Source organism: Roseateles sp. GW835-FHT13E02, from assembly GCF_058794035.1.
Map to the genome: position 1 here is coordinate 366528 of NZ_JBXAGJ010000001.1, position 25654 is coordinate 392181.

The window sequence follows — 25654 nt, forward strand, 5'->3', positions numbered from 1 at the left end:
GGGCGACCGCGGCCGCCCCTTGTTGCTTGCGAATTCCGACCGGAATCAGAAGTTCAGCGTGCGCTTGTCCACGGCCAGGGCCGCTTCCTTGGTGGCTTCGCTCAAGCTCGGGTGGGCATGGCAGATGCGCGCGATGTCCTCGGCCGAGGCCTTGAACTCCATGGCCACCACGGCTTCCGAAATCAGCTCAGAGGCCATCGGGCCGATGATGTGCACGCCCAGGATTTCGTCGGTCTTGGCATCGGCCAGGAACTTGACGAAACCGTTGGTGTCACCCAGGGCGCGGGCGCGGCCATTGGCCAGGAAGGGGAACTGACCGGCCTTGTACTCGACGCCATCGGCCTTGAGCTGCTGCTCGGTGCGGCCGACCCAGGCGATCTCGGGGCTGGTGTAGATGACCCAGGGGATGGTGTTGAAGTTGACATGGCCATGCTGGCCGGCGATGCGCTCGGCCACGGCCACGCCTTCTTCCTCCGCCTTGTGCGCCAGCATCGGGCCACGCACCACATCGCCGACCGCCCAGACATTGGGCAGATTGGTCTTGCACTCGTCGTCCACCACGATGGCGCCGCGCTCGTCCAGCTTCAGGCCGACCGCTTCGGGGTTCAGACCGATGGTGTTGGGCACGCGGCCGATCGAGATGATGAGCTTGTCGACGGCCAGGGTCTGGGCGGCGCCCTTGGCATCGGTGTAGGCCACCGTCACGCCGTCCTTGCTCTTGGCGACCTCGCCGATCTTCACGCCCAGCTCGATCTTCAGGCCCTGCTTCTTGAACAGCTTGGCGGCTTCCTTGGCGACCGATTCATCAACCGCGCCGAGGAAGGTCGGCAGGCCTTCCAGCACGGTGACTTCCGCGCCCAGGCGGCGCCAGACCGAGCCCATTTCCAGGCCGATCACGCCGGAGCCGATGACGCCCAGCTTCTTCGGCACTTCTCCGATGCGAAGCGCGCCGTCGTTGGACAGGATCAGCTCTTCGTCAAACGCTGCGCCAGGCAGCTGGCGGGCATTGGAACCGGTGGCCAGCACCACATGCTTGGCCAGGATGACTTCTTCACCGGCCTTGACTTCGTACAAGCCATCCTTGGCCGCCACGAAGGAGCCGCGGCCGTGGAAGAAGGTGACCTTGTTCTTCTTGAACAGGTAGAGGATGCCGTCGTTGTTCTGCTTCACGACAGTGTCCTTGCGACCGATCATCTTCTTGATGTCGATGCGCACGTTGTCCGCCGAGATGCCGTGGTCGGCAAAGTGGTGGTTGGCGTGCTCGAAGTGCTCGCTCGATTGCAGCAAGGCCTTGGACGGGATGCAGCCGACATTGGTGCAGGTGCCGCCGGGCGCCGGGCCGCCCTTCTCGTTCTTCCACTCGTCGATGCAAGCGGTGTTGAAGCCCAGCTGGGCGGCACGGATGGCGGCGATGTAGCCGCCAGGGCCGCCACCGATGACGACGACGTCGAATTGTTTGGTGCTCATTAGATTTCCTTCCAACGCAAACCCCGCGGCAGCGGGGCGTAGCGAGCGGCTTCAGGGCAAGGCGCGGGTGCCAAGGCACCGGAACGTAGCAGCGCTACGTGAGGATGCCGAGGACGGGCCCCGCAACGCCGCCATGAAGCCGCGCAGTAGCCCTAGGCTCAGATGTCGAACAGCAGGCGAGCCGGATCTTCCAGGGCTTCCTTCATGGTGACCAAGCCCAGCACGGCTTCACGGCCATCAATGATGCGGTGGTCATACGACATGGCCAGATAGTTGATCGGGCGCACCACCACTTGACCGTTCTCAACGACAGCGCGGTCCTTGGTCGCATGCACACCCAGGATGGCCGATTGCGGCGGGTTGATGATGGGGGTCGACAGCATGGAGCCGAAGGTGCCGCCGTTGGAGATCGAGAAGGTACCGCCGGTCAGGTCGTCCAGCGAGATCTTGCCTTCCTTGGCCTTTTGGCCGAATTCGGCGATCTTCTTTTCGATGTCGGCGAAGCTCAGCTGGTCGGCATTGCGGATGATGGGCACGACCAGGCCGCGCGGCGAACCGACGGCGATGCCGATGTCGAAGTAGCCGTGGTAGACGATGTCATTGCCATCGACCGAGGCGTTCAGCACCGGGTACTTCTTCAGGGCGGCGACCGCGGCCTTGACGAAGAAGCTCATGAAGCCCAGCTTGACGCCGTGCTCCTTCTCGAACTTTTCCTGGAACTTCTTGCGCATCTCCATCACCGGGGCCATGTTCACTTCATTGAACGTGGTCAGGATGGCGTTGGTGGCTTGCGATTGCAGCAGGCGCTCGGCGACGCGGGCGCGCAGACGGGTCATGGGCACGCGCTGCTCGGGGCGGTCACCCAGATTCAGGGCTGCCGGTGCGGCCACGGCGGGCAGCGGCTTGGCCACAGCGGGCGCGGCGGCCACGGCCACCGGAGCGGCCACAGCGGCGGGCTTGGCGCCAGCGGCCAGGGCGTCGCCCTTGGTCACACGGCCGTCCTTGCCGGAACCGGCGACGTCGGTGGCCGACAGGCCCTTCTCGGCCAGGATCTTGGCGGCGGCCGGCATGGCCACATCACCCTTGGCGCCACCGGTGGCAGCGGCCGGGGCTGCTGCTGCAGCCGGAGCAGCGGCGGCCACCACGGCCTTCACTTCCAGCGGGCTGGCTTGGGCCGTGCCTTCGGTGTCGATGCGGGCGATGACTTCTTCACTGACCACGCTCTCACCGTCGTTCTTGACGATCTGGGCCATCACACCGGCGCTGGGTGCGGGCACTTCGAGCACGACCTTGTCGGTCTCGATTTCCACCAGGATTTCATCGATGGCGACGGCTTGGCCGGGCTTTTTCTTCCAGGTCAGCAGCGTGCCTTCGGCAACGGATTCGGACAGCTGGGGGACTTTGACTTCAACGATTGCCATGATCTGTGTTCTTTCAACGTGTTCGCGGAGCTGAGGCGCCGTCTTGCGGCGGCTTCAACAACAACATCAACAAGGGCGGCAAAAAGCGGGCGCTGTCTTGGCAGACGCCCGCTTGGCCCTTCTTACTTGGTGAGGATGAAACCCTTGAGCTTGCCGAAGGCCTGATCCAGCAGCGACTTCTGTTGCTCCTGGTGCAGGTGGGCGTAACCGCAGGCCGGCGAGGCCGAGGCGGGACGACCCGCGTAGCCCAGCTTCTGGCCGTCCAGCATGTTCTCGTGCACATAGTGCTGGACGAAGAACCAGGCACCCTGGTTTTGTGGCTCGTCCTGGCACCACACCAGCTCGGTCGCGCCGGGGTACTTCTTGATCTCGGCGGCAAACGCCTTGTGCGGGAAGGGATAGAGCTGCTCGACGCGGATGATGGCCACATCGCTGGCCTTCTTTTCCTCGCGCTTGCGGACCAAGTCGTAATAAACCTTGCCCGAGCAGACGATCACGCGCTTGACCTTGTCGGCGCTGATCGAGGCATCCTGCTCACCGATCACGGTGCGGAACTCACCCTTGGTGAACTCGGCCAGCGGCGAGGTGGCGTCCTTGGCGCGCAGCAGGCTCTTGGGCGTCATGATGACCAAGGGCTTGCGGAACATGCGCAGCATCTGGCGACGCAGCACGTGGAAGATCTGGCTGGCCGTGGTCGGCTGGACGATCTGCATATTGTTGTCAGCCGCCAGCTGCATGAAGCGCTCCAAGCGGGCCGAGCTGTGCTCGGGACCTTGGCCTTCGTAGCCGTGCGGCAGCATCATCACCAGGCCATTGGCACGGCCCCACTTCACTTCGCCGGAAGCGATGAACTGGTCGATCACCACCTGGGCACCGTTGGCGAAGTCACCGAACTGGGCTTCCCAGATCGTCAGCGTGTTCGGCTCGGCCGCGGCATAGCCGTACTCAAAGCCCAGCACCGCTTCCTCGCTGAGGATGGAGTCGATGACCACGAAGGGCGCTTGACCTTCCGCCACATGCTGCAGCGGCACGTAAGCGCCTTCATCCCAGTTGCTGCGGTTCTGGTCGTGAATGACGGCGTGGCGGTGGGTGAAGGTACCGCGGCCCGCGTCTTCGCCCGACAGGCGGATCGGGTAACCGCTGGCCACCAGAGAGGCGAAAGCCATGCTCTCACCCATGCCCCAGTCCACATTGATCTCACCACGACCCATGGCGGCGCGGTCTGCATACAGCTTCTGCACCAGGTTGTGCGCGACCAAATCCTTGGGCAGCGTCGTCAGCTTGTCGGCCAGGCGCTTCCACTCGGAGACGGGCAGCGCGGTGTCGCAGCTGTCGGTCCACTTCTTGCCCAGGAAAGGCGACCAGTCGGTGGCGTACTTGCTCTTGAAGTTGGTCAGCACCGGGTCCACGGTGTGGCGGCCTTCGTCCATGGCAGCGCGGTAGGCCTTGACCATCTCGTCGGCACCCGCAGCGTCGACCACATTCTGTGCAGCCAGCTTGTCGGCGTAGACCTTGCGGGTGCCGGGGTGGGCCGCGATCTTCTTGTACATCAGGGGCTGGGTCAGCGAGGGGGTGTCCTGCTCGTTGTGGCCCAGCTTGCGGTAGCAGACGATGTCCAGCACCACGTCCTTGCGGAACTCGGCGCGGTAATCCATGGCCAGTTGCATGGCCCACACCACCGCTTCCGGATCGTCACCATTCACGTGCAACACCGGCGCCTCGATCATCTTGACGACGTCCGAGCAGTAGGCGGTGGAACGCAGATCGCGCGGATCGCTGGTGGTGAAACCGATCTGGTTGTTGATGACGATGTGCACCGTGCCGCCGGTGCCGTAGCCACGGGTCTGGGCCATGCACAGGGTTTCCTGCACCACGCCCTGGCCGCCGAAGGCCGCATCACCGTGCACCAGCACGGGCAGCACCTGGCTGCCATCCTTGTCGCCGCGGCGCTCTTGGCGGGCGCGCACGCTGCCTTCGACCACCGGGTTGACGATTTCCAGGTGCGAGGGATTGAAGGACAGCGAGAGGTGAACCGGGCCGCCCTTGGTGCTGACGTCCGAGCTGAAACCTTGGTGGTACTTGACGTCACCCGCCGGCAAGTCTTCAGCGGCCTTGTGCTCGAACTCGGCGAACAGGTCGGCCGGCATCTTGCCCAGGGTGTTGACCAGCACGTTCAGACGGCCGCGGTGGGCCATGCCGATCACGATCTCTTGCACGCCACGCTGGCCGGCGCGCTGGATCAGCTCATCCATGGCGGCGATGAAGCTCTCGCCACCTTCCAGCGAGAAGCGCTTCTGGCCGACGTACTTGGTGTGCAGATAGCGCTCCAGGCCTTCGGCTGCGGTCAGGCGATCGAGGATGTGGCGCTTTTCTTCGGCGCTGAAGGTCGGCTTGCCACGGGCCTTCTCCAGGCGCTCTTGCCACCAACGCTTTTCGCCGGGGTCGGTGCAGTGCATGAACTCGGAGCCAACCGAGCTGCAGTAGGTTTCGCGCAGGGCCTGCACGATCTGACGCAGGCTCATGGTCTCGCCACCAAAGTAGGTGTTGGAGGCCGAGAAGCTGATGTCCATATCGGACTCGGTCAGGTCGTAGAAGGCCGGATCGAGTTCGGGAATCTTGGGGCGCTCAGCGCGCTTGAGCGGGTCAAGCTCGGCCCAGCGGTTGCCGAGGAAGCGGTAGGCGGCGATCAGGCTCTGCACATGCACTTGCTTGTGCGCCACAGCCAGATCGGCGCTGGAGGCCTTGGCGGCAAAGGCATTGGCCTTGGCGCGCTGAGCAAAGGATTCAATCACTGGCGCATGCGGGACATCGCGTCCTTCGCCGCCATCGGTGGCGGGCACATGCTGAAGTGCGTCAAAGTACGCACGCCAGTTGTCGGGCACGGAGCCCGGGTTGTCGAGGTAGGCCTCGTACATCTCTTCGACATAGGGCGCATTGCCCCCGAACAGGTATGAATTGGACCTGTATTGCTGCATCATCTTCGCTCACCTCTAGCCCCGGCTTCCAGGGATTTGGCTGGTTGATAAACCTTCCGCGACACGGCTCGACCGGTTGGCGGATTGCGACCCACCTTCGCTGTTGCCAGGAAAAGGGACGGGAAGGACCTGAAGTCTCAAGGGCGCGACTTTAACACCCTTGCCTTCCTTCCACCCCCGAATTACGCGGGAGTTACCGCAGCCGCCAGGCTCGCAGACCTTCGGCTGTATCGGCCGCCCCACGCGGAAGTTGAGGCTTTGTGCACGGAAATCGACGTCATGCTGCGCGGGGCTCTCCTGCCGCCTCGCTCGCCAGCCGCCCGGCTGTTCTGGTCAAACCACGGCAACGCGGCAACGGCAAACGTTTGCGAATCGTTCTCGATTGGCGCTAGACTCAAGCCCGCGCGCCGCGGCCCCGCGATTGAATGGCACGGCGTCGGGACAAAGTTCAGGAGATCCCATGCAAGTTCGCGTCGTTGACTACCGGGCGGCCGATGCGGCCGAAGCCTTCACCCGTTCCCTGCACGAAACCGGTTTCGGTGTGCTGGTCAACCACCCCATCCAGCAGGCCCTGGTCGAGAAGATCTACGCCGACTGGCTGGCCTTCTTCAACACCGAAGAGAAGCACCAGTTCACTTTTTCCAAGGAAAAGCAGGACGGTTACTTCTCCACCGAAATCTCCGAGACGGCCAAAGGCGCCAGCCAGAAGGACATCAAGGAGTATTTCCACATCTACCCCTGGGGCCGCGTGCCGGCTTCGCTGAAGGCCGATGCGGACAGCTACTACGCCCAGGCCAACACCCTGGCACAGGAACTGCTGGGCTGGGTCGAGCGCTACACGCCGCCCGAAATTGCCCAGCACTACAGCCAACCGCTCTCGCAGATGATCCAGGACAGCCAGCAGACCCTGCTGCGCGTGCTGCGCTACCCGCCGCTGACCGGCCAAGAGCCAGCCGGCTCGCTCCGCGCCGCGGCCCATGGCGACATCAATCTGCTGACCATCCTGCCCGCAGCCAATGAACCCGGCCTGCAGGTCCAGGACATGAACGGCCACTGGATCGATGTGCCCTGCGACTTTGGCATGCTGATCATCAACATCGGCGACATGCTGCAGGAAGCCTCGCGCGGCTACTACCCTTCGACCCAGCACCGTGTGGTCAACCCCACTGGCGAAGGCGCCAAGAAGAGCCGCATCTCCCTGCCTCTGTTCCTGCACCCGCGCAACGAGGTGGTGCTGAGCGAACGCTACACCGCCCACAGCTATCTGCAGGAACGTCTGCGCGAGCTCGGCGTCAAGACCTGAGGTCCGGCCGGCGCCACAATCGCGCCATGCCCGGCCCCGCCATCATCGAGATCCACCCCGAAGCGCCGCCCAAGCCGGCGCTGGGCCAGCCCTGCAACGGCTGCGGACTCTGCTGTCTCAGCGAGCCCTGCCCGGTCGGCATGCTGATCAGCCGACGTCGCTCCGGGCGCTGCGAGGCGCTGCGCTGGTGCGCTGAAACCCGGCGCTATGTCTGCGGCATGTTGAGCACCCCCTGGCACCATCTGGGCGCAGTTCGCCCTTGGGCGCGCGATGCGGCGCGCCGCCGCAACCAACTGCTGGCCCGGCTCTGCCGGCGCTGGATCGCCGCCGGCATAGGCTGCGACGCCGATCTCGAGATCCAAGCCACCCCGCCATCCGGGCAAGCCACTACGAGCAAGCCCGAACGGCAGGGCTAGCATGCGCGCTGAAACCGCCCCGGCGCCATCCCGCGCGGGCCGCGATCGACACTCGACGGGAGTCCTCCTTGAAGCACGCACACAAGCCCCTGATTCAACGCAGCGCCACCGCGCTGTTCGGCAGTTCTGCTCTGACCCTGGCCCTGGCCTTCAGCGGCCTGATGAGCCCGCAGATCACAGCCCATGCCGCCCCTCTGCGCTGGGCGGCCCAGAATGACATCCAGACCCTGGATCCGCATTCGCAGAACCACTCGACCACCACCAACATCACCGGCTACGCCTACGAAGGCCTGACCCGCTACAACGAAAAGTTCCAGCCCGAGCCGTCGCTGGCCAGCAAATGGACGCAGATCAGCCCCACGCAAGTGCGCTTCGAGCTGCGCCGCGGCGTCAAATTCCATGACGGCACCCCCTTCACCGCCGACGATGTGGTGTTCTCTTTCGCCCGCATCCGTCAGCCGCAAGCCAATATGCAAATCTTTGTCAGCGGCATCAAGGAAGTGAAAAAGATCGACGAGCACACTGTCGACATGTTGCTCGACGGTCCCAATCCGGTGCTGCTGCGCAATCTGACCAATTTCCGCATCATGAGCAAGGCCTGGGCGGAGAAGAACAAATCGGTCAACCCGCAGGACTACAAGGCCAAGGAAGACACCTACGCATCACGCAATGCCATGGGCACCGGCCCCTATCGCATCACCGCCTGGCAGCCCGATCAGCGCATCAGCATGGTGGCCAACAAGGACTGGTGGGACACCAACAAGGGCAATGTCACCGAGATCACCTATCTGCCCATCAAGAGCGACGCCACCCGCGTGGCCGCCCTGCTCTCGGGCGATGTGGATCTGCTGACTGACCTACCCACGCAAGACGTGGCCAAGCTCAAGGCCGACCCCAAGCTCAAGGTGCTGGACGGCCCCGAGAACCGCACCATCTTCTTTGCCATGGACGAAGGCAGTGACGAGCTGCGCGGCTCCAGTGTCAAGGGCAAGAACCCCTTCAAGGACCGCCGCGTGCGCGAGGCCCTGAACTTGGCCATCGACCGTGAAGCGATCCGCCGCAGCCTGATGCGCGGCCTGTCGGTGCCGGCAGCCATCATGGTGGCGCCCGGCATCAACGGCCATACACCCGATATCGACCAGCCACTCAAGGCCGATGTGGAGAAAGCGAAAAAGCTGCTCGCCGAAGCCGGCTACGCCGACGGCTTCGAAGTGCCACTGAACTGCCCGAATGATCGCTACGTCAACGACGAAGAAATCTGCCAGGCCGCGGTGGCCATGTGGGCCAAGATCGGCATCAAGGCCAAGCTCAGCGCTCAACCGATGTCGCAACACTCGGTGCTGCTGCAAAAGCTGGAATCACCCTTCTACCTCTACGGCTGGGGTGTACCCACCTTCGACGGCCAGTACACCCTGCAGGACATCGTCCACACCAAGACATCCGGCATCGATGGCAAAGGCAATTACTCACGGGTCAGCGACGCCAAGATCGACCAACTGGTCACGGCCATGAAGACCGAGAACGACGTCGCCAAGCGCAACGGTCTGATCCGCGAAGCCCTTCTGCGCGTGCGCGATGAGCACCTCTTCATCCCCATCCACCATCAGGTCCGCCCCTGGGCCATGCGCAGCAATGTGGACACCGTCCACCGCGCGGACGACAAACCTGAGGCGCGCTTCACCACGCTGAAGTGATCGGGCCTCGGGACCGACACAAAGACAAGGGTCACCTACGCGGGTGACTTTTTTTCCACCGGAGACACCCGAAGCCTCCGCCAAGCAAGCAAAGCTTGAAACGGTAGCACTCAGCAAAGAGCTCGCATAGAAAGCAAATCAGATTCGAGCAGCCTCTCGAAGCTTAGCGCCAGACAAACAAAAGAGGTCGCTTGCGCGACCTTCATGACACACCCCTGATCTCAGCGCCCTTCGGGCAGCTCGATCTTGAGCTCCAGCACGTCCATATCGCCATGATGCTGAACATCGACATTGATGTCCTTCATGTCGATGTCGATGTACTTGGAGATCACGGCCAGCAGCTCGTTCTTGAGCTGGGGCAGGTAGTCGGCGCTGGGCTTGCGGCCGTTGCGCTCGTGGGCCAGGATCAGCTGCAGGCGCTCCTTGGCGACGCTGGCGGTGCTTTTCTTTTCACCCAGAAAGTACTTGAGGAAACTCATCCGGTCCTCCCGCTTACTTGCCGCCGAACAGGCGTTTGAACAGGCTGGGCTTGACGGCTTCGATGAAGCGCATCGGCTTGTCTTCGCCGAGGAAGCGGCTGATCACATCCTTGTAGGCCTCCGACACATCGGTGCCTTGCATGTGGATGGCCGGTGAGCCCTGGTTGGAGGCTTGCAGCACCACTTCCGATTCCGGGATCACGCCGATCAGCGGCGTGCGCAGGATCTCGTGGATGTCTTCCAGCGACAGCATGTGGCCGCCCTCGACCCGGTTCGGGTTGTAGCGGGTGATCAGCAGGTGCTCTTTGATCGGATCCTTGCCTTCGATGGCGCGCTTGGTCTTGCTGTTCAGCATGCCGAGGATACGGTCCGAGTCACGCACCGACGAGACTTCGGGGTTGGTCACCACCAGGGCTTCGTCGGCAAAGTGCATGGCCATCAGCGCACCGGTCTCGATGCCGGCCGGCGAGTCGCAGACGATGTACTCGAAGTCCATGGACTTGAGTTCCTCCAGCACGCGCTCCACGCCTTCGTAGGTCAGCGCATCCTTGTCGCGGGTTTGCGAGGCGGCCAGGATGTAGAGCTTGTCCAGCTGCTTGTCCTTGATCAGCGCCTGGCTGAGCTTGATCTCGTCGTTGATGACGTTGATCAGGTCGTAGACCACGCGGCGCTCGCAGCCCATGATCAGGTCGAGGTTGCGCAGGCCGACGTCGAAGTCGATCACGCAGGTCTTGTGGCCGCGCAGGGCCAGGCCGGTTGCAAAACTGGCGCTGGTGGTGGTCTTGCCCACGCCACCCTTGCCCGAGGTCACCACGACGATCTTGGTCATCGAATCAGATCCTTTCAAAACTACAACTGAGAAGGACGGCACACAGGCCGGCCAGGGTTTTTGACTTGCTTGCGATGGCGCGGGATGTTCACGCAGCCATCATGACTCAAAGCTTGAGGGCCTCCATCACCAACTTCTCGCCCTCCAGCCGGATCTGCGCCGGCTTGCCCTGCACCGTGTCGGGCAGCGGGTTCTCGGTCGTGCGGTAGATGCCTGCAATCGAAATCAGTTCGGCCTCCATGCTGGCGGCAAAGATGCGCGCCTCGGTGTTGCCGCGCGCGCCGGCAATGGCCTTGCCACGCAGCGGCGCGTAGACATGGATGTGGCCATCGGCGATCACCTCGGCGCCGTGGTTGACCAGGGCCAACACCACCAGGTCACCACCCTTGGCATAGATGCGCTGGCCGGAGCGCAGCGGCTTGTCGATCACCAGGGTGGGCACGCTCTCGGCCGGCACCGGCACTTCGCGGACCACCTCACGCACCACTTCGCGAATCACTTCCTGCACCACCGGCGCCGCATCCACAGCGCGCCCGCGCGGTGCGGCCTGCGCTTCGGGTTCCGGGGCTTCGGCCAGGCCCAGGGCCAGGGCCTGCTCCAGCTCGGCCGGCGTGGCGCCGTACACCGCCACCGGCGACATGCGATGGCCGCGCAGCATCGGCAGCAGCGCGGCCAGGTCCACCTCGGCGCGGCCCGGCACGGCGCTGTCCAGGCTCAGCTGGGCCGGGGCTTCGACGGCGGTCGTTGCGGCAGCGGCCGGGGCCTCCTGAGGCAGCTGGCTCAGGTCGATCAGCAGCGGTTCGTTGCTGAACACACCGGGCGTGGCACCCACGCGAACCTGGAGCTCGCGGCTCAACTCGGCCAGGTCCGTGGTCTTGAGGACCAGCGAGAGCAGACTCAAGTTCGCGCTCTTCAACTCAAAACCCTCAGCGCCCTTGGACGCTGCTCTCCCCTGTTGTGCCTGAGTCATCTGCTGCCTTGATGCCGCTACCGTGCAAAGTGCGCGATTTTAGCCATGCGTCAAGCGGCCGCCCCTCCGCATCGCCCCCGATAGGCCCCCATGCGCCTCGCGCATCGTGGCTTTCGCCGCCGGCCATTGCTGCAAAAACAGGCAAGCCAGCAAAGTTCCCGGCCCATCAAGCACTTAGCGCCGCTGTGGGTGAAGCACCCACAAACTTGTCCACAAGAGATGTGCAAAACCAAGCCCTTTTTGTCACGGGGCTGTCACTGAATTTCGCGACGAGGGGCATTCAGCTCTTGACTTATCCCCATTTCTTGATCCACGTCAGCTGGCACCGCCCTTGCCCGCTGCGCGCACCTCGACTGGCGCACAACAACGCTAAGTTGTTGATTCATATAGATCGCCAGCCACTGCTGCGAAAAGAGGCAGATTAAGCCAGAGGGCCTCGCCACAAGGGTTTGGCGCCACCCCACCCCCCTTTTCCACAAAGTTATCCACAGCGAAAGTGGATAGTCTTTTTAGGCCATACGAATCATGGACTTAGGGGCGATGTTTCATGTCAGACCGAGCTTTTCGCGCTAACTGAGACCGCCCTGGAGCAATCGCGGCGCGCCGGGTGCGGCGTGCAGCGGTTACATTGAAGGGACTATCTGCGCCCCGCAGATGCCTTGCAGGAGCATGTCCTTGGCCACACCGAACTACTCATACGAAAAACGCCAACGCGAATTGGCCAAGAAACGCAAAACCGAAGAAAAGCGTCAGCGCAAGCTGAACAAGCCGGAAGGCCAGAGCGACGAGCCCTCGGCCGAAGGCGACGCCACTGCGGACGCCGGCGACACGGGCGCCACCCCGCCCACCCCGAACAACGCCGGCTGATCACCCGCCCGCGCAGGCTGCGGGGCCGCGAGCCGGCCCTGTCGCCGCAGCACATCAGATCGCCCCTTTGACCGCGGCGCGGGCGCGGCCAGGCGCCCCGGCGAACGCCCCTCGCCAGCCCCGTCGAAGTGCCGTGCAGCCCTGGCCCTAAAATGCGCGCCTGCCCGGCACCGCCGCCAGGCCTGCAAAGACACCATGACACGCAAGCTCTTCGTCACCACCGCCCTGCCCTACGCCAACGCCAATTTCCACATTGGCCACATCATGGAATACACCCAGGCCGACGTCTGGGTGCGTTACCAGCGCATGCAGGGCCAGCAGGTGCATTTCGTCTGCGCCGACGACGCCCACGGCGCGCCCATCATGATTGCCGCCGAGAAGGCCGGCATCACGCCGCAGCAGTTCGTGGCCAATATCGCCGCTGGTCGCAAGGCCTATCTGGACGGCTTCCACATCGCCTTCGACAACTGGCACTCGACCGATGGGCCGGAGAACCACGAGCTGTCCAAGGAGGTCTACAAGGCCTTGCGTCGCAACGAGCTGATCGAGGTGAAGACCATCGAGCAGTTCTTCGACCCCGAGAAGTCCATGTTCCTGCCGGACCGCTTCATCAAGGGCGAATGCCCCAAGTGCGGCGCCAAGGACCAGTACGGCGACAGCTGCGAATCCTGCGGCGCCGTCTACACCCCCACCGAGCTGAAGAACCCCTTCTCGGTGCTGACCGGCGCCACACCGGTGATGAAGAGCTCGGAGCACTACTTCTTCAAGCTCAGCGACCCGCGCTGCGTGGAGTTCCTCGAGCAATGGACGCAAACCCCGGGCCGCCTGCAGTCCGAGGTGCTGAACAAGATCAAGGAGTGGTTCACCAAGGATGAAGAGGGCAAGGGCGGCCTGGGCGACTGGGACATCAGCCGCGATGCGCCTTACTTCGGCATCGAGATCCCCGACGCGCCGGGCAAGTACTTCTACGTCTGGCTGGACGCGCCCATCGGCTACCTCGCCTCGCTGAAGAACTACTTCGGCAAGAAGGGCTGGGATTTCGACGCCTTCATGGCCGACGAGTCGGTCGAGCAGGTGCACTTCATCGGCAAGGACATCACCTACTTCCACACCTTGTTCTGGCCGGCCATGCTGCATTTCAGCGGCCGCAAGACGCCCAACCATGTCTTCGTCCACGGCTTCCTGACCGTCAACAACGGCGAGAAGATGAGCAAGAGCCGCGGCACCGGCCTGGACCCGCTCAAGTACCTCAACCTGGGCATGAACGCCGAGTGGCTGCGCTACTACATCTCGGCCAAGCTGAATTCACGCGTCGAGGACATCGACTTCAACCCCGATGACTTCGTGGCCCGCGTCAACAGCGATCTGGTCGGCAAGTACGTCAACATCGCCTCGCGCGCCGCCGGCTTCCTGGCCAAGCGCTTCGACGGCCGCCTCTCGGCCGATCTGGGCGTGGAGGGCCGCGCCCTGCTGGACGGCCTGCGCGCCCACAGCGCCACCATCGCCCAGTTCTACGAAGAACGCGAGTTCGGCAAGGCCTTGCGCGAGACCATGATGCTGGCCGACCGCGTCAACGAATTCGTGGACCAGAACAAGCCCTGGGAGCTGGCCAAGCAGGAAGGCCAGGACGCCGTGCTGCACGATGTCTGCAGCGTCTGCATCGAGGCCTTCCGCCTGCTGACCATCTACCTCAAGCCCGTGCTGCCGGCCCTGGCGGCCAAGGTCGAGAGCTTCCTGAAGATCGAGCCGCTGCAGTTCGCTGACGCCCAGCGCGCCCTCGGCGCCCACCAAATCGGCGCCTACGAACACTTGATGCAGCGCGTCGACCCCAAGCTGCTGGAAGCCCTGTTCGAAGCCCCTGCACCGGCCGTGGCCGCCAAGCCCCTGCCGGGCGGCGAGGAGCTGGCACCCGAGATCAAGATCGACGATTTCACCAAGGTCGATCTGCGCATCGCCAAGATCGTCAAGGCCGAGCATGTGGACGATTCGGACAAGCTCCTGCGCCTGAGCCTGGACGTGGGCGAAGGTCGCCTGCGCAATGTCTTCAGCGGAATCAAGAGCGCCTACAAGCCCGAAGACCTGGAAGGCAAGCTCACCGTGATGGTGGCCAACCTGGCGCCGCGCAAGATGAAGTTCGGCATCAGCGAAGGCATGGTGCTGGCCGCCAGCCACGCCGACGAGAAGGCCAATCCCGGCATCTTCGTGCTCGAGCCCTTCCCCGGCGCCCAGCCTGGCATGCGGGTGCGCTGAGGCCCACCCGGCCCATGCTGCGCAGCCGGCCGGTGGCGTGCCGCCGCCAGACCGTCCTGGGTCTGCTGCTGGGCGCCGTGGCGGGTGGTGCGGCATCTGCAGCGGCCCTCGTCGGCCGCGAGGCCCGGGCTGGCGCGGCGCGCCAGCCCCTGCTGATCAGCTACAACGACGACTACGCGCCCTACTCCTTCGTCGATCCGCAACTGCATCCTCAACGGGTGCAAGGCATCCTGCCCGATCTGCTGCAGGCCCTGCTGAAGGATCTGGACAGCGTCCGGCTGGAAGCCTTGGGCCTGCCCTGGCGACGCGCCCAAGCCATGGTCAAGCTGGGCCAGGCCGATGGCCTGTGCACCTTTGCCTCGGACGAACGCCGGCAGTACGCGCTCTTCAACGAGCTGCCCCTGGTGGAGCTGCGCCCCCATCTGTTCTTCAGTGCCCGCCATCCGCAGCGGGCGCAGCTGGAGCGCCTGCGCTCGCGCGAGGACCTCAAGGCCTTCCATCTGGTCGATCAAAAAGGCAATCAATGGGCCGAGCAGGTGCTGGCCGATTTCCCGCATGTCGAATGGACCATGAGCCACGACGCCGTCTTCCGCATGGTCTTGGCCGCACGCGGTGACGTCCATGTCTCGCTGAGCCCGCTGGTCACGCAGTGGCGGCTCAAGAAGCTGGCCATCCAGGCGCAGGTGATGTCCATTCCGGCGCCCTATCTGGCCGCCAACGTGCCCTTCCACCTCGGGCTGCGCCAGGACTTTCCCGGCGCGCGCCAGATCCTGGCCCATCTGGACCGCCGCCTGGCCCAGGCCGGCAGCGCTGCCCTGATCGAAAGCATCGTGCGGCCATACCACAGCGCCACCAGCAGCTGAGTTTTCTCAAAACCGCGAGCCGCAAGAGGCGCAGAATCGGTGCAAGACCTTGATCATGCCGCCGCTCCTCCACCGCTTCCGCCCCCGCTCGCTGAGCCTGCTTCAGGACTACAGCCGCCAGCGCTTCATCGCCGACCTCGGCGCGGGCTTCACCGTCGGCATCGTTGCCCTGCCCCTGGCCATCGCCTTCGCCATCGCCTCGGGCGTCAAGCCCGAGCAAGGCCTGTTCACCGCCATCATTGCCGGCTTCCTGATATCGGCCCTGGGCGGCTCCAGCGTGCAGATCGGCGGGCCGGCCGGCGCCTTCATCGTCGTGATCTACGGCATCGTGCAACGCTACGGCCTGGGCAATCTGCTGGTCGCCACCATGCTGGCCGGCTGCTTGCTGATCGCGCTCGGCGCCCTGCGGCTGGGGGCCTGGGTGCGCTACATCCCGGTGAGCATCGTGATCGGCTTCACCAACGGCATTGCCGTGCTGATCGGCTTGTCCCAGCTGAAAGACTTCCTGGGCCTGCCCATCGCCCACATGCCGGCCGACTTCTTCAGCCAGCTGCGGCTGATCGCCCTGCACATCGGCGACATCCATTGGGCCGCGCCCTTGCTGGGCGGCGCCTGCGTGGCCGTGGTCAGCCTCTGGCCCAAGACCTATGCCATGGACCGCGAGAGCCACAGCACCCGCGCACGGCTGCAGCGCTGGATGTCGCAGCTGCCCGGCACCGTGATCGCCTTGGTCGGTGCCACCGCGCTGTGCTACGGCTTGCAGCTGCCGCTGGAAACCATCGGCAGCCGCTTCGGCGGCATTCCTCAGACCTTGCCCAGCTTCGCCTGGCCCGAGGTCAGTTGGACCGGCGCCAAGCAGCTGCTCATCCCCACCCTGACCCTGGCGCTGCTCGGTGCCATCGAATCCCTGCTCTGTGCCCGCGTGGCCGACAAGCTCAGCGACCAGCCCCGCCACGACCCCAACCAGGAGCTGATGGCCCAGGGCATTGCCAACCTCGTGACGCCCTGGTTCGGCGGCATCCCAGCCACCGGCACCATCGCCCGCACCGTCACCAATGTGCGCGCCGGCGCCAGCAGCCCGGTGGCCGGCATGGTGCATGCGCTGGTGCTGCTGATCATCGTGCTGGTGGCCGCACCGCTGGCCGCCCACATCCCGCTGGCGGCCCTGGCCGGCATCCTGCTGGTGGTGGCCTGGAATATGGGCGAGTGGCATGAGTTCGCCCGCCTGCGTCGCTTCAGCCTGCCTTACCGCACCGTGCTGCTGGGCACTTTCGTGATGACCGTGGTGTTCGATCTGATGGTGGCGGTGGAGGCTGGCCTGGTGCTGGCCTGCCTGTTCTTCATCTACCGCATGAGCACCTTGTTCCAGGTGCAGGAGCTGCCCCAGACCGGCCTGCCGCCCGGCACCCTGGCGCTCAAGCTCTACGGCTCGCTGTTCTTCGGCGCGATCGGCAAGGTCGAGGGCCTGGCCGAACGGCTGCAGCCCGATCAGCGCCTGCTGGTGCTGGACATGCACCAGCTGATCTCCATGGACACCTCGGGCCTGGACGCCCTGCTGCAGCTGCAGCGCGGCCTGCAACGCCAGGGTCAGGCCTTGCTGCTGTGCGGGCTGAACGAGCAGCCGGCCAGCCTGGTCCGGCGCGGCGGCCTGGCCGAAGCCCTGGGTCCGGACGGCATTCATGCCGATTTCGAGCAATGGCGGGTCAGCGCCCGCACGGCCAGCCTGTAAAATCGCCGCCTTGCAGCCGGATTTCTGCCGACCGCCCACCTTGTTTGCGAAGCACTGCCACACCATGCCTCTGTTCTGGAAAGCCTACAAGTCCGACGCCAGCACCTTCATCGACGAGCTCAAGGCCAAGAAGCCGACGCTGGAAGCCGAGCAGCGCGCCGGCCGTGCCCTGCTCTGGGACAAGGCGGTGGACCGCAGCGCCCAGGCCGACTACCGCGCCGCACGCGTCGAGCAACAGCCCTACGTCTACCAGACGCAAGCCAAGTAAGCGGCGCTCGGCGCCCTGCCGGACTGGTTCTGAGTTGCCATGAGCAGCAGCAACAACAGCGGCGAGCAGGCCGCAGGCCCTGAGCTGCCGCCGCCCCCGGCCGAAGAGCTGCCGGGGCTGCCCGAGACCGTGGACAGCGTGGCCGTGGCCCGCCTGTATGGCGAGCCGCTGTTCCAGATGCCGCTGGACCTCTACATCCCGCCGGATGCGCTGGAGGTCTTCCTCGAAGCCTTTCAAGGCCCGCTGGACCTGCTGCTCTACCTGATCCGGCGCCAGAACTTCAACATCCTCGACATCCCGCTTGCCGATGTCACGCGCCAGTACCTGAGCTACGTCGACCAGCTGCGCAAGCACAACCTCGAGCTCGCCAGCGAGTACCTGCTGATGGCGGCCATGCTGATCGAGATCAAGTCGCGCATGCTGCTGCCGCCCAAAAAGACCGAGGACGGCGCCGAACCGGAAGACCCGCGTGCCGAGCTGGTGCGCCGCCTGCTCGAGTACGAACAGATCAAGCTGGCTGCGGCGCGCCTGGATGCCCTGCCCGTGCTGGGCCGCGATTTCCTGCGCGCCCAGGTCTACATCGAGCAATCGCTGCAACCCCGCTTCCCCGACGTGGAGGCCAACGATTTGCGCGAGGCCTGGCTGGACATCCTGCGCCGCGCCAAGCTCAACCAGCACCACAAGATCACGCGGGAGCAGCTCTCGGTGCGCGAGCACATGAGCATCGTGCTGCGGCGCCTGCAGGGTCAGCGCTTTGTCGAGTTCGAGCAACTCTTCGATGTCTCACGCGGCCAGTCGGTGCTGGTGGTGACCTTCATCGCCATGCTGGAACTGGCGCGCGAGCGCCTGCTGGAAATCACCCAGGCCGAGGCCTTTGCGCCGATCTACGTGCGCCTGGCCTACACGCCCAGCTGAGCGGCAAGCGCCGTCACGGCGCCTCGGCCCAGAAGCGGTCCAGTGCTCAGGGCTGCGCCACGCGCCAGGTCGAGAAATGCGCGTCGGGTTGACGCTGCACCATCTGCCCCACGGCCAGCACCGCCTGCGTGCGCGAACCCACGCCGAGGGCCTTGAGCACGGCGGCGACATGGTCCTTGATGGTCTCGACCGACACGCCCAGTTCGCGAGCGATGATCTTGTTCGGCTTGCCTTGCAGCAGCAGGGCCAGCACATCGGTCTGGCGCGGTGTCAGCGCCAGGCCTTCCAGGCCGGTGGTGACCTGGTAGTTGGAGTTCATGGCCTGCTGCTGAATCTGCTGCAGCTTGTTCTGCTGCGCGCTGATCGCCCCGGAGGCCGGAGCAGTCTCGAATTCAGCACCGCCTTCGTTGCCCAGGCCCATGGGTGGCACATAAATGCCACCGGACATCACCAGCTTGAGTGCCTGGGAGAGCAGCTCGGTCTCGGCCCGCTTGGGCACAAAACCCATGGCACCCTGGTCGATGGCACGGATCACATCGCTGGCCCGGTCCGAGGCCGAGATGATGACCACCGGCAGCGCCGGGTAGGCGGCACGGAACTCATCCAGCACATCAAAGCCACTGGCATCGCCAAGCTGCAGATCCAGGAGCACGAGGTTGAAATCCTGGTGCGTCTGCAAGGCCTGACGGGCGGAGGCCGCACTGTCGGCGCCCACCACCTGCACATGCTCGCCCATGCCTTCGATGACGGTCTTCAAAGCCGCCAGGATCAGCGGGTGATCATCGATCAGCAAAACCTTCATGCCCATCCTTCGGCGCCACGTGTGCAGAGTTTCATGTCGGACCGCATGATAGAGCCCCGGCGTGGTGAATCGCACTCACCCCGATGGGTGATACCCACGCTGCCGTGTTAGGCCTGCGCACTTTTCTGGCGTCAGAACTCGCAAACGAAAGCTGCAAGCCGAACTCAACTTGCGTTTTAGCAATCACGCTTTCCTTGCGTCCAACCAGGCCGTTAGCGGTGCCCACTGCGCCAAGTCTCGCTCGACACGGCTGGGCGCCACATCCCAAAGGCTCAAGCCATGTGCGGCCAGCTGCACATAGTTCTGGGTGTCGCGCAGCATGCCCAGCACCGGCACCTCCAGCCCCTCCAGAAAGCCCTGCAGCTGCTGCACCGACAGCGTGCCTTCCTTGGCACGCATCCCGACCAAAGCCAGCTCGGGCTGGCGTTTGGGCGAGTCTTCATCGCCACGCAGTTCGCGCAGCCTTTGAATGAAATCGAAACTGGCCTGGATATCGAAGAGGCTGGGCTGCAGCGGCATCAAGAGCTTGTCGGCCAGCTTGAGCAGGGTCTTCAAGCGCTTGCCGTCCAGCCCGGCCGGAGAATCCAGCACCACATGACTGACGCCCTTGGGCGGCTTGACGACCTGGTCCCCTTCAAAATCCCAACCCTGGATGCGCGGAAGGTGGGACGGGCGCAAGGCCAGCCAGCGGCGCGCCGACTGCTGCTTGTCGACATCGCCCAGCATCACGCTGTGGCCTTGCGAGGCCAGGTAGCCGGCGATGTTGGTGGACAAGGTGCTCTTGCCCACCCCACCCTTGGGATTGGCGATCAGGATCACGGGCATGGGCTCACTCCTCAGGGCATGCACAAAAGCCGCTGCAAGCGACAACAACACAGCCCGACATCCTAAGCGCTGGGCGCTCGGGTTAACCTCAGGCCATGCCTGAGACTTCTGACATCCTGATTCTTGCCGCCCACCCCGACCGCGCCCGTTCGCGCGTCAGTGCGCGATTGATGGACGCCGCGCAAGCCCAAGCCACGCGCTGGACCCTGCACGACCTCTACCGCCGCTACCCGGACTACGCCATCGACGTGGCTGCCGAGCAGCGGGCGCTGGCCGCCGCGCGCCTGGTCATCATGCTGCACCCCCTGCACTGGTACAGCATGCCGGCTCTGCAAAAGCTCTGGGTCGACGAGGTACTGAGCTTCGGCTGGGCTTACGGCCCCGGAGGCCATGCCTTGCGCGGGAAAGACTTCTGGCTGGTCACTTCCACCGGCGGCAGCGCAGAAGCCTACAGCGCCCAGGGCCATCACGAACACCCGATCGAGCACTTCCTGCTGCCCTACACCCAGAGCGCGCGCATCTGCGGCATGAACTTCCTGCCGCCCTTGATCCTGCACGGCGCCCATCAAGCCGACGAAGCCGCGCTGCAGCAGCACACAGAGTCCTTTCTGGCCCGGCTGGAGGCCTACCCCCAGTGGTGCGTGCATGAAGCCGAACCCAGCCTGCCCGAAGTGCCGCTGGACGCCCGGCCGGCCTTGTTCAGCCCGTTGCGCCCGGACACCCCGGCGCGTGCGGCCTCACATGAGGAGCCCCAGCCATGAGCGCGGCCGCCGGCAGCAACTGGCTGCAACTTCCCCTGGTCTGCCTGGGCGCGGCCGTCGTCGCCGTGCCGCTGGCGCGCTTTTTGCGCCTGGGCTCCATCCTCGGCTACCTGATCGCCGGCGTGCTGATCGGGCCCAGCGTGCTGGGCCTGGTCAGCGACCCGGGGCAGATCCTCGAGGTGGCCGAGTTCGGCGTGGTGCTGATGATGTTCCTGGTCGGCCTGGAGCTGGAGCCGAAACGACTCTGGGCCATGCGCCGGCCCATCTTCGGCTGGGGCTCGCTGCAGCTGTTCGGGTCGGCCGCCCTGCTGCTGGGCCTGGCGTGGCTGTTCGGCGTGCCGGCCGGCCTGGGCCTGGTGCTCAGCCTGGGCCTGGCCATGTCGTCCACGGCCGTGGCCTTGGCCGTGCTGGCAGAGCGCAACCTCGGGCGCACAACGGCAGGTCAAAGCATCTTGAGCGTGGCCTTGCTGCAGGACATCGCCGCCATTCCGGTGCTGGCCCTGGTGCCCATTGTGGCGGCCGGCAGCACCGTGTCGGCGGCCGAGGGCAGCGGAGCCTGGGCGGCCGCCAAGGCCCTGGGCATGGTCTTGCTGATTGTGCTCGGCGGGCGCCTGGCCCTGCGCCCGGCTTTGCGCTGGATCGCCGGCAGCCGCACGCCCGAGATCTTCACTGCCGCGGCCCTGCTGCTGGTGATCGGCACTGCAGCCCTGATGCACAGCGTCGGCCTGTCCATGGCCCTGGGTGCGTTTCTCGCCGGCGTGCTGCTGGCGGAAAGCGAATACCGGCGTGAGCTGGAGACCGATCTGGAGCCCTTCAAAGGCCTGCTGCTGGGCCTGTTCTTCATCGCCGTGGGCATGGGCCTGGACTTGCGGGTGCTGCGCGAGCAAACCGCCCTGGTGCTGGGCCTGCTGGCCGCGCTGCTGCTGTGCAAGGGCCTGTTGCTGGGGCTGATGTCGCGCTGGATGCAGATCCCGGTGCTGGAGCGGCCGGTCTTCGTCATCCTGCTGGCCCAGGGCGGCGAGTTCGGCTTCGTGGTGTTCCAGCTGGCCCAGCAGGCCGGCTTGATCGACGCCACGCAAAACTCAGCGCTGGTGGCGGCCGTGGCCCTCTCCCTGGCTTGCACGCCGGCCCTGTTGCTGGCCAGCGACCGCCTGCTGCTGCCGCGCCTGCAGCGCAAGACAGCCGCACGGCCGGCGGAGCAAGAAAGCCCGCTGCCCGCACCCATCCTGATCGCCGGCTTCGGCCGCTACGGGCAGATCGTCGGCCGCCTCTTGTTTGCCCACGGTTATGAAGCCACCGTGCTCGACCACGATGCCGAGGCCATCGAGGCCATGCGGCGCTTTGGCTGGCGGGTGTTTTTCGGTGATGCCACCCGGCTGGACCTGCTGCGCAGCGCCGGCGCGGCGCAAGCGCGGGTGCTGGTGATCGCGGTGGACGATGTGGCGCAGAGCCTGGCCATTGCCGAGCTGGCGCGCGAGCATTTCCCGCAGGCCCAGGTGGTGGCGCGGGCTCGCAATGTGCGGCACTACTTCAGCCTGCGCAATCTGGGCGTGCAGCTGATCGAGCGCGAAACCTTTGACGCAGCCTTGAACAGCGGCCGCAGCGTCATGGAGCTGCTGGGCCTGGAGCCCCATGCCGCCCGCAAGCTGACTTGGCGATTCCGCCAGCACAACCTGGATCAGCTGGAACAGATGCTGCCGCTGCAGCACGACAATGGCGCCCTGATCGCCGCGTCGCGCCAGGCACGCCAGCAATTGGAAGCCCTGCTGGCCCAGGAGCGCGAACAGGCGCGGCGGGAACATGAAGCCCGCCATGGCGAAAGCTGGAGCGCGCCCACGCCGGCCACCGGCGAGCCGCCCACAAATTAGACGGGCGCGCAGCAGCGACAATCTGGCCCTATGTTTGCCCCATCCCAACTCGAGGTGCGCCGCTTCTTCTGCGCCACCTACCGCAAGCTGCGCGACGGCCAGCCCCTGATTCCCATGGAGGCCATCGCCGCCGACTGGATCGCCCAGCACCCGGAATACCACGCCGAACTGGCCGATGAAGAGGCCGCCCTGGCGGCGGTCTACAGCGTCGAAGAGGGGCGCACCAACCCCTTTCTGCATCTGTCCATGCACCTGACCATCAGCGAGCAGCAGTCCATCGACCAGCCGCATGGCATCCGCCAGGCCGTCGATCTGCTGGCCGCCCGGCGCAACTCCCTGCACGAGGCCCACCACGTGGCCATGGACTGCCTGGGCGAAATGATCTGGGAATCGCAACGCAGCGGTCTGCCGCCCGACGGCCACGCCTATCTGGACAAGGTGCGAAAAAAAGCCACGCAGTGAGCGTGGCTTGGGCTGCTTTCATGCCCGGCACCCATCGGCCGAGCAGCGAGCGGGCCGATCAGGCTTGAATCGAAGCGCCGCCCAGGCTCTTGCGCTCGTTCTTGCCCAGCGCCGAATACAGGCCGTTGGCTTCGCCGGGCATCAGCACGTCGATCGCACGGTCCAGCGCCGCCGTGGCGCGGGCCAAAGACTCACGCTGGGCGGCCACACGGCCCCCAGCCTGCACCAGACGATGACGCAGATGGGCCGGCACCGCACCGCTGCGAGCGGCTTCGCTGAAGCTCGTGATCGCCACCGCCAGCGCCTGATGCAGGCGAGCAGCGTGTTGTTCGATGGCCTGGGTGTCGCGCCGCAGCAAGGCATCACCCAGCAAATTGAGGCAGCTTTCCACCTCCAGCAGCGGCTGCTCGAGCTGCTGGCCGAGCGCTGCGGGAGTGGAATCTGAGGGAGGCAAAGCGTGCATGGCTGTCCCCGCCATAAGGCGTTGAGAACGCGTTAGGGTTCAACAAACGAAACTTTGATCATCCCTTGCCCTGTCACAGCAGGCAAAGGCCCGAACCGCCTCGATCAGTGAGGCGTCATCCGGCTCAGCATTTCTTGAGCGTTGGCAATCAGCTTGTCGGCGATGACGTTGGCGTTGACCGTGAACTTGCCGTCCGAGATGGCCTGCGAGATGCGCCCGACCTTCTCGGCATCGAAGCTGCCGTCTTCCGCCACACCCGCCAGGAGCTTGGTCGCATTGGTCGACAGCTCCAGGGTGGCGCTGGCCTCCGGCGCCTTCTTTCCGGCCACTTGTGCAGTCGCGCCCTGGCCTTGCGCTCGCCCTGTCTGGGCCGCGCCCGCCTTGTCGGCCGTGACGGCCGACGATGCGATCTCTGGGCTATTACCGATTTTCATGGTGCTCTCCATAGGCCTGGGTCATGCCCAAACCTGTCCAGGTTTTCCGGTGTATCGACGCTCAACATGAAGACTTTAGTACTTTCGACAAAACCGCTCCCGCCCCAGAAGCGGGGTTTTTCCGCCTCAGAGCTGAGTCTCAACACCGGTTGACGTGTGCCAGCGTTGTTCACAACAACACCTCCACCCGTCGTTCACCGACGACCCGACCCGTCACCATCCGCCCGTTTTCGAAGCGGATCTTGACGTTCTGTCCTTCCAAACCCGCGGCCATGGCCTGACCTTCGCCGGCGACCGCGAAGCCCGGCCCGGAAACTCGGACCTGCACCGTCTCACCCGCCGCAAACCACTGCCGCGCCCTCAAGCTGCTGCTGCTGATCGCTTCGCCAGCCGCCACAGGGCGGACCAGGCTGCGTCCAGTCAAGCCGGCCGCATCGGTGAATACCGCGCCGGCCACAGCCGCTATGTCTATTTCGGCCATTGCCAGCTGCGCTTGAGTCAAGCTCACCCCCGAAGCCAGGGGTTCGGCGGCCACCAGGGCACGGGCATAGACCTTGACTTGCACCGGCAGCGTGACGTTCCAACGGGCGCGGCCATCGACGCAGCGCAGACCGATGCGGGTGCGGCCCCACATCTGCAGGCCGGTGGGCAAGTACGGTTGCACCTGGGCACAGGGCGCCAGCTTGAGGCGCGGATCGAGTTGACCGACCTGCACCTCCACCCGTGCCTGCGCGGGCATGCCGGCCTTGGCGCCGGCCTGGGCCAAGTCCTGGACCTGCAAGCGCAATTCGGTGCTCAGCGTTTCGGTCACCACCGGCTTGGCCGTCTGGGCCTGAGCCTCGCTCAGCATCCCTACCAGCCACAAAGGCAGGCTCCAACTCAGGCTCAGGATCAGCCATGCCGCCAGGCGCGCCGGGCGGCGGAGCATCTGAGCGACAGGGATGGAGCGAGTCGAAAGCATGGGTGGACTGTAGGCCGCCACCCCTTGGCCACGAGGGCCGAAATGCGCAGCAAAGCCCTTGCTATTCCCGCTAATGTTTTCAGAGCGGCCCAACACAATCCGTTCACATCGCCCATTCCCGTCCGACGGACAGGGACCTTGAGACCCTCCCCAGCCCCAAGGCGCGGCGCTCCAGCCCGAACCCAAGCAGGGGGCACGCATCATGCTGAACCGACTGACCGCCAACCTGAACTTCCAGACCGAGGCCCTGGCCCTGCGCTCGGAACGCCAGCGCATGCTCGCCAGCAATATTGCCAATGCCGACACCCCGGGCTACCAAGCCCGCGATCTTGACTTCTCCCGCGCTCTGCGTGAGGCCACCTCGTCCAGCCGCGGCTCGGGCCAGCTCCTGACCACCCAGGGAGGCCATATGGGCCCGATCGGCGGCGGGCGCAGCGAAGCGAGCAAGCTCTATGCCGTGCCGGCGCAGACCAATCTGGACAACAACACCGTCGACATGGACCGCGAACGGGCCAGCTTCGCCGACAACTCCGTCAAGTACGAAGCCACGCTGCGTTTCATCAACAGCTCGGTGCGCACCACGCTGGACGCCATGAAGTCGCCCAACGCGGCCTGAGCGGCCCGGCACTAGC

At 65.1% G+C, this 25654-nt stretch carries 24 protein-coding genes; 13 read left to right on the plus strand and 11 right to left on the minus strand.

The features are described 5' to 3' along the window. Positions 1-45 precede the first annotated feature (45 nt). From lpdA to AC1Q6P_RS01575, 3 genes are all read right to left on the minus strand, one after another. Positions 46-1467, minus strand: a complete 1422-nt coding sequence (gene lpdA, locus AC1Q6P_RS01565; protein WP_271009953.1) for a dihydrolipoyl dehydrogenase — start codon at positions 1465-1467, stop codon at positions 46-48. Between the two features lie 158 nt (positions 1468-1625). Beyond that, positions 1626-2888, minus strand: a complete 1263-nt coding sequence (gene odhB, locus AC1Q6P_RS01570; protein ID WP_102767449.1) for a 2-oxoglutarate dehydrogenase complex dihydrolipoyllysine-residue succinyltransferase — start codon at positions 2886-2888, stop codon at positions 1626-1628. A gap of 122 nt (positions 2889-3010) precedes the next feature. After that, on the minus strand, positions 3011-5866 hold the full coding sequence (locus AC1Q6P_RS01575) for a 2-oxoglutarate dehydrogenase E1 component (RefSeq protein ID WP_492664220.1): 2856 nt from the start codon (positions 5864-5866) through the stop codon (positions 3011-3013). Between the two features lie 457 nt (positions 5867-6323). Between AC1Q6P_RS01575 and AC1Q6P_RS01580 the strand changes: the two genes are divergently transcribed. The 3 genes from AC1Q6P_RS01580 (at position 6324) to AC1Q6P_RS01590 (ending at position 9276) form a co-directional block, all read left to right on the plus strand. Further along, positions 6324-7166 carry an isopenicillin N synthase family dioxygenase gene (locus tag AC1Q6P_RS01580; protein ID WP_102767451.1) on the plus strand — a complete coding sequence of 281 codons (843 nt, stop codon included), beginning with the start codon at positions 6324-6326 and terminating at the stop codon, positions 7164-7166. A 26-nt stretch (positions 7167-7192) separates the two neighbouring features. Further along, entirely contained in the window at positions 7193-7582 is a 390-nt protein-coding gene (locus AC1Q6P_RS01585; RefSeq protein WP_492664219.1) for a hypothetical protein, read from the plus strand. A 161-nt stretch (positions 7583-7743) separates the two neighbouring features. Further along, positions 7744-9276: an ABC transporter substrate-binding protein gene (locus tag AC1Q6P_RS01590; protein WP_492664289.1), complete on the plus strand. Its 1533-nt coding sequence runs from the start codon at positions 7744-7746 to the stop codon at positions 9274-9276. A 221-nt stretch (positions 9277-9497) separates the two neighbouring features. On the opposite strand, the gene minE is transcribed toward AC1Q6P_RS01590, so the two are convergent. From minE to minC, 3 genes are all read right to left on the minus strand, one after another. Then, positions 9498-9755, minus strand: coding sequence for a cell division topological specificity factor MinE (gene minE / locus AC1Q6P_RS01595; protein ID WP_102769837.1), 258 nt, complete (start codon positions 9753-9755; stop codon positions 9498-9500). A gap of 13 nt (positions 9756-9768) precedes the next feature. After that, positions 9769-10584, minus strand: a complete 816-nt coding sequence (gene minD / locus AC1Q6P_RS01600; RefSeq protein WP_492664218.1) for a septum site-determining protein MinD — start codon at positions 10582-10584, stop codon at positions 9769-9771. Between the two features lie 106 nt (positions 10585-10690). Then, a complete protein-coding gene (gene minC / locus AC1Q6P_RS01605) occupies positions 10691-11554 on the minus strand; it encodes a septum site-determining protein MinC (protein WP_492664217.1) in 864 nt (287 codons plus the stop codon). 675 nt (positions 11555-12229) lie between these two features. On the opposite strand from minC, the gene AC1Q6P_RS01610 reads away from it, so the two are divergent. The 6 genes from AC1Q6P_RS01610 to AC1Q6P_RS01635 all read left to right on the plus strand — a co-directional run bounded on the left by AC1Q6P_RS01610 (position 12230) and on the right by AC1Q6P_RS01635 (position 18446). Further along, the gene (locus AC1Q6P_RS01610; protein ID WP_492664216.1) at positions 12230-12421 is read left to right on the plus strand and encodes a hypothetical protein; all 192 of its coding nucleotides are present in this window, start codon (positions 12230-12232) and stop codon (positions 12419-12421) included. Positions 12422-12616: 195 nt separating this feature from the next. Continuing rightward, on the plus strand, positions 12617-14671 hold the full coding sequence (metG, locus tag AC1Q6P_RS01615) for a methionine--tRNA ligase (RefSeq protein ID WP_492664215.1): 2055 nt from the start codon (positions 12617-12619) through the stop codon (positions 14669-14671). A gap of 14 nt (positions 14672-14685) precedes the next feature. Then, entirely contained in the window at positions 14686-15534 is an 849-nt protein-coding gene (locus tag AC1Q6P_RS01620) for a substrate-binding periplasmic protein (RefSeq protein ID WP_492664214.1), read from the plus strand. 55 nt (positions 15535-15589) lie between these two features. Then, positions 15590-17263, plus strand: a complete 1674-nt coding sequence (locus tag AC1Q6P_RS01625) for a SulP family inorganic anion transporter (RefSeq protein ID WP_492664213.1) — start codon at positions 15590-15592, stop codon at positions 17261-17263. Between the two features lie 64 nt (positions 17264-17327). Then, entirely contained in the window at positions 17328-17531 is a 204-nt protein-coding gene (locus AC1Q6P_RS01630) for a DUF3460 family protein (protein WP_102770392.1), read from the plus strand. A gap of 39 nt (positions 17532-17570) precedes the next feature. Further along, entirely contained in the window at positions 17571-18446 is an 876-nt protein-coding gene (locus tag AC1Q6P_RS01635) for a segregation and condensation protein A (protein WP_102769831.1), read from the plus strand. Between the two features lie 46 nt (positions 18447-18492). Here AC1Q6P_RS01635 and AC1Q6P_RS01640 read toward each other — a convergent pair whose 3' ends face one another. Together AC1Q6P_RS01640 and AC1Q6P_RS01645 are read right to left on the minus strand one after the other, a co-directional pair. After that, positions 18493-19248, minus strand: a complete 756-nt coding sequence (locus AC1Q6P_RS01640; RefSeq protein WP_102770391.1) for a response regulator — start codon at positions 19246-19248, stop codon at positions 18493-18495. Positions 19249-19431: 183 nt separating this feature from the next. Next, complete coding sequence (locus AC1Q6P_RS01645) at positions 19432-20073, minus strand: nucleotide-binding protein (protein ID WP_102769830.1); 642 nt, start codon at positions 20071-20073, stop codon at positions 19432-19434. A gap of 95 nt (positions 20074-20168) precedes the next feature. Between AC1Q6P_RS01645 and kefF the strand changes: the two genes are divergently transcribed. The 3 genes from kefF to AC1Q6P_RS01660 are packed head-to-tail and all read left to right on the plus strand — an operon-like array spanning position 20169 to position 23164. Continuing rightward, positions 20169-20834, plus strand: a complete 666-nt coding sequence (gene kefF / locus AC1Q6P_RS01650; protein WP_492664212.1) for a glutathione-regulated potassium-efflux system oxidoreductase KefF — start codon at positions 20169-20171, stop codon at positions 20832-20834. Continuing rightward, positions 20831-22702: a glutathione-regulated potassium-efflux system protein KefC gene (kefC, locus tag AC1Q6P_RS01655; protein ID WP_492664211.1), complete on the plus strand. Its 1872-nt coding sequence runs from the start codon at positions 20831-20833 to the stop codon at positions 22700-22702. The genes kefF and kefC overlap by 4 nt, the downstream gene beginning before the upstream one ends. A gap of 30 nt (positions 22703-22732) precedes the next feature. After that, positions 22733-23164: a DUF1841 family protein gene (locus AC1Q6P_RS01660; RefSeq protein ID WP_102769827.1), complete on the plus strand. Its 432-nt coding sequence runs from the start codon at positions 22733-22735 to the stop codon at positions 23162-23164. Between the two features lie 58 nt (positions 23165-23222). Here AC1Q6P_RS01660 and AC1Q6P_RS01665 read toward each other — a convergent pair whose 3' ends face one another. The 3 genes from AC1Q6P_RS01665 to flgA form a co-directional block, all read right to left on the minus strand. Further along, entirely contained in the window at positions 23223-23627 is a 405-nt protein-coding gene (locus AC1Q6P_RS01665) for a hypothetical protein (protein WP_102769826.1), read from the minus strand. Between the two features lie 104 nt (positions 23628-23731). Further along, complete coding sequence (flgM, locus tag AC1Q6P_RS01670) at positions 23732-24073, minus strand: flagellar biosynthesis anti-sigma factor FlgM (protein WP_492664210.1); 342 nt, start codon at positions 24071-24073, stop codon at positions 23732-23734. Positions 24074-24230: 157 nt separating this feature from the next. After that, positions 24231-25022 carry a flagellar basal body P-ring formation chaperone FlgA gene (gene flgA / locus AC1Q6P_RS01675; RefSeq protein ID WP_492664209.1) on the minus strand — a complete coding sequence of 264 codons (792 nt, stop codon included), beginning with the start codon at positions 25020-25022 and terminating at the stop codon, positions 24231-24233. 202 nt (positions 25023-25224) lie between these two features. Here flgA and flgB point away from each other — a divergent pair, with 202 nt between their 5' ends. After that, on the plus strand, positions 25225-25638 hold the full coding sequence (gene flgB, locus AC1Q6P_RS01680) for a flagellar basal body rod protein FlgB (protein ID WP_102769825.1): 414 nt from the start codon (positions 25225-25227) through the stop codon (positions 25636-25638). The last annotated feature ends 16 nt before the right edge of the window (positions 25639-25654 follow it).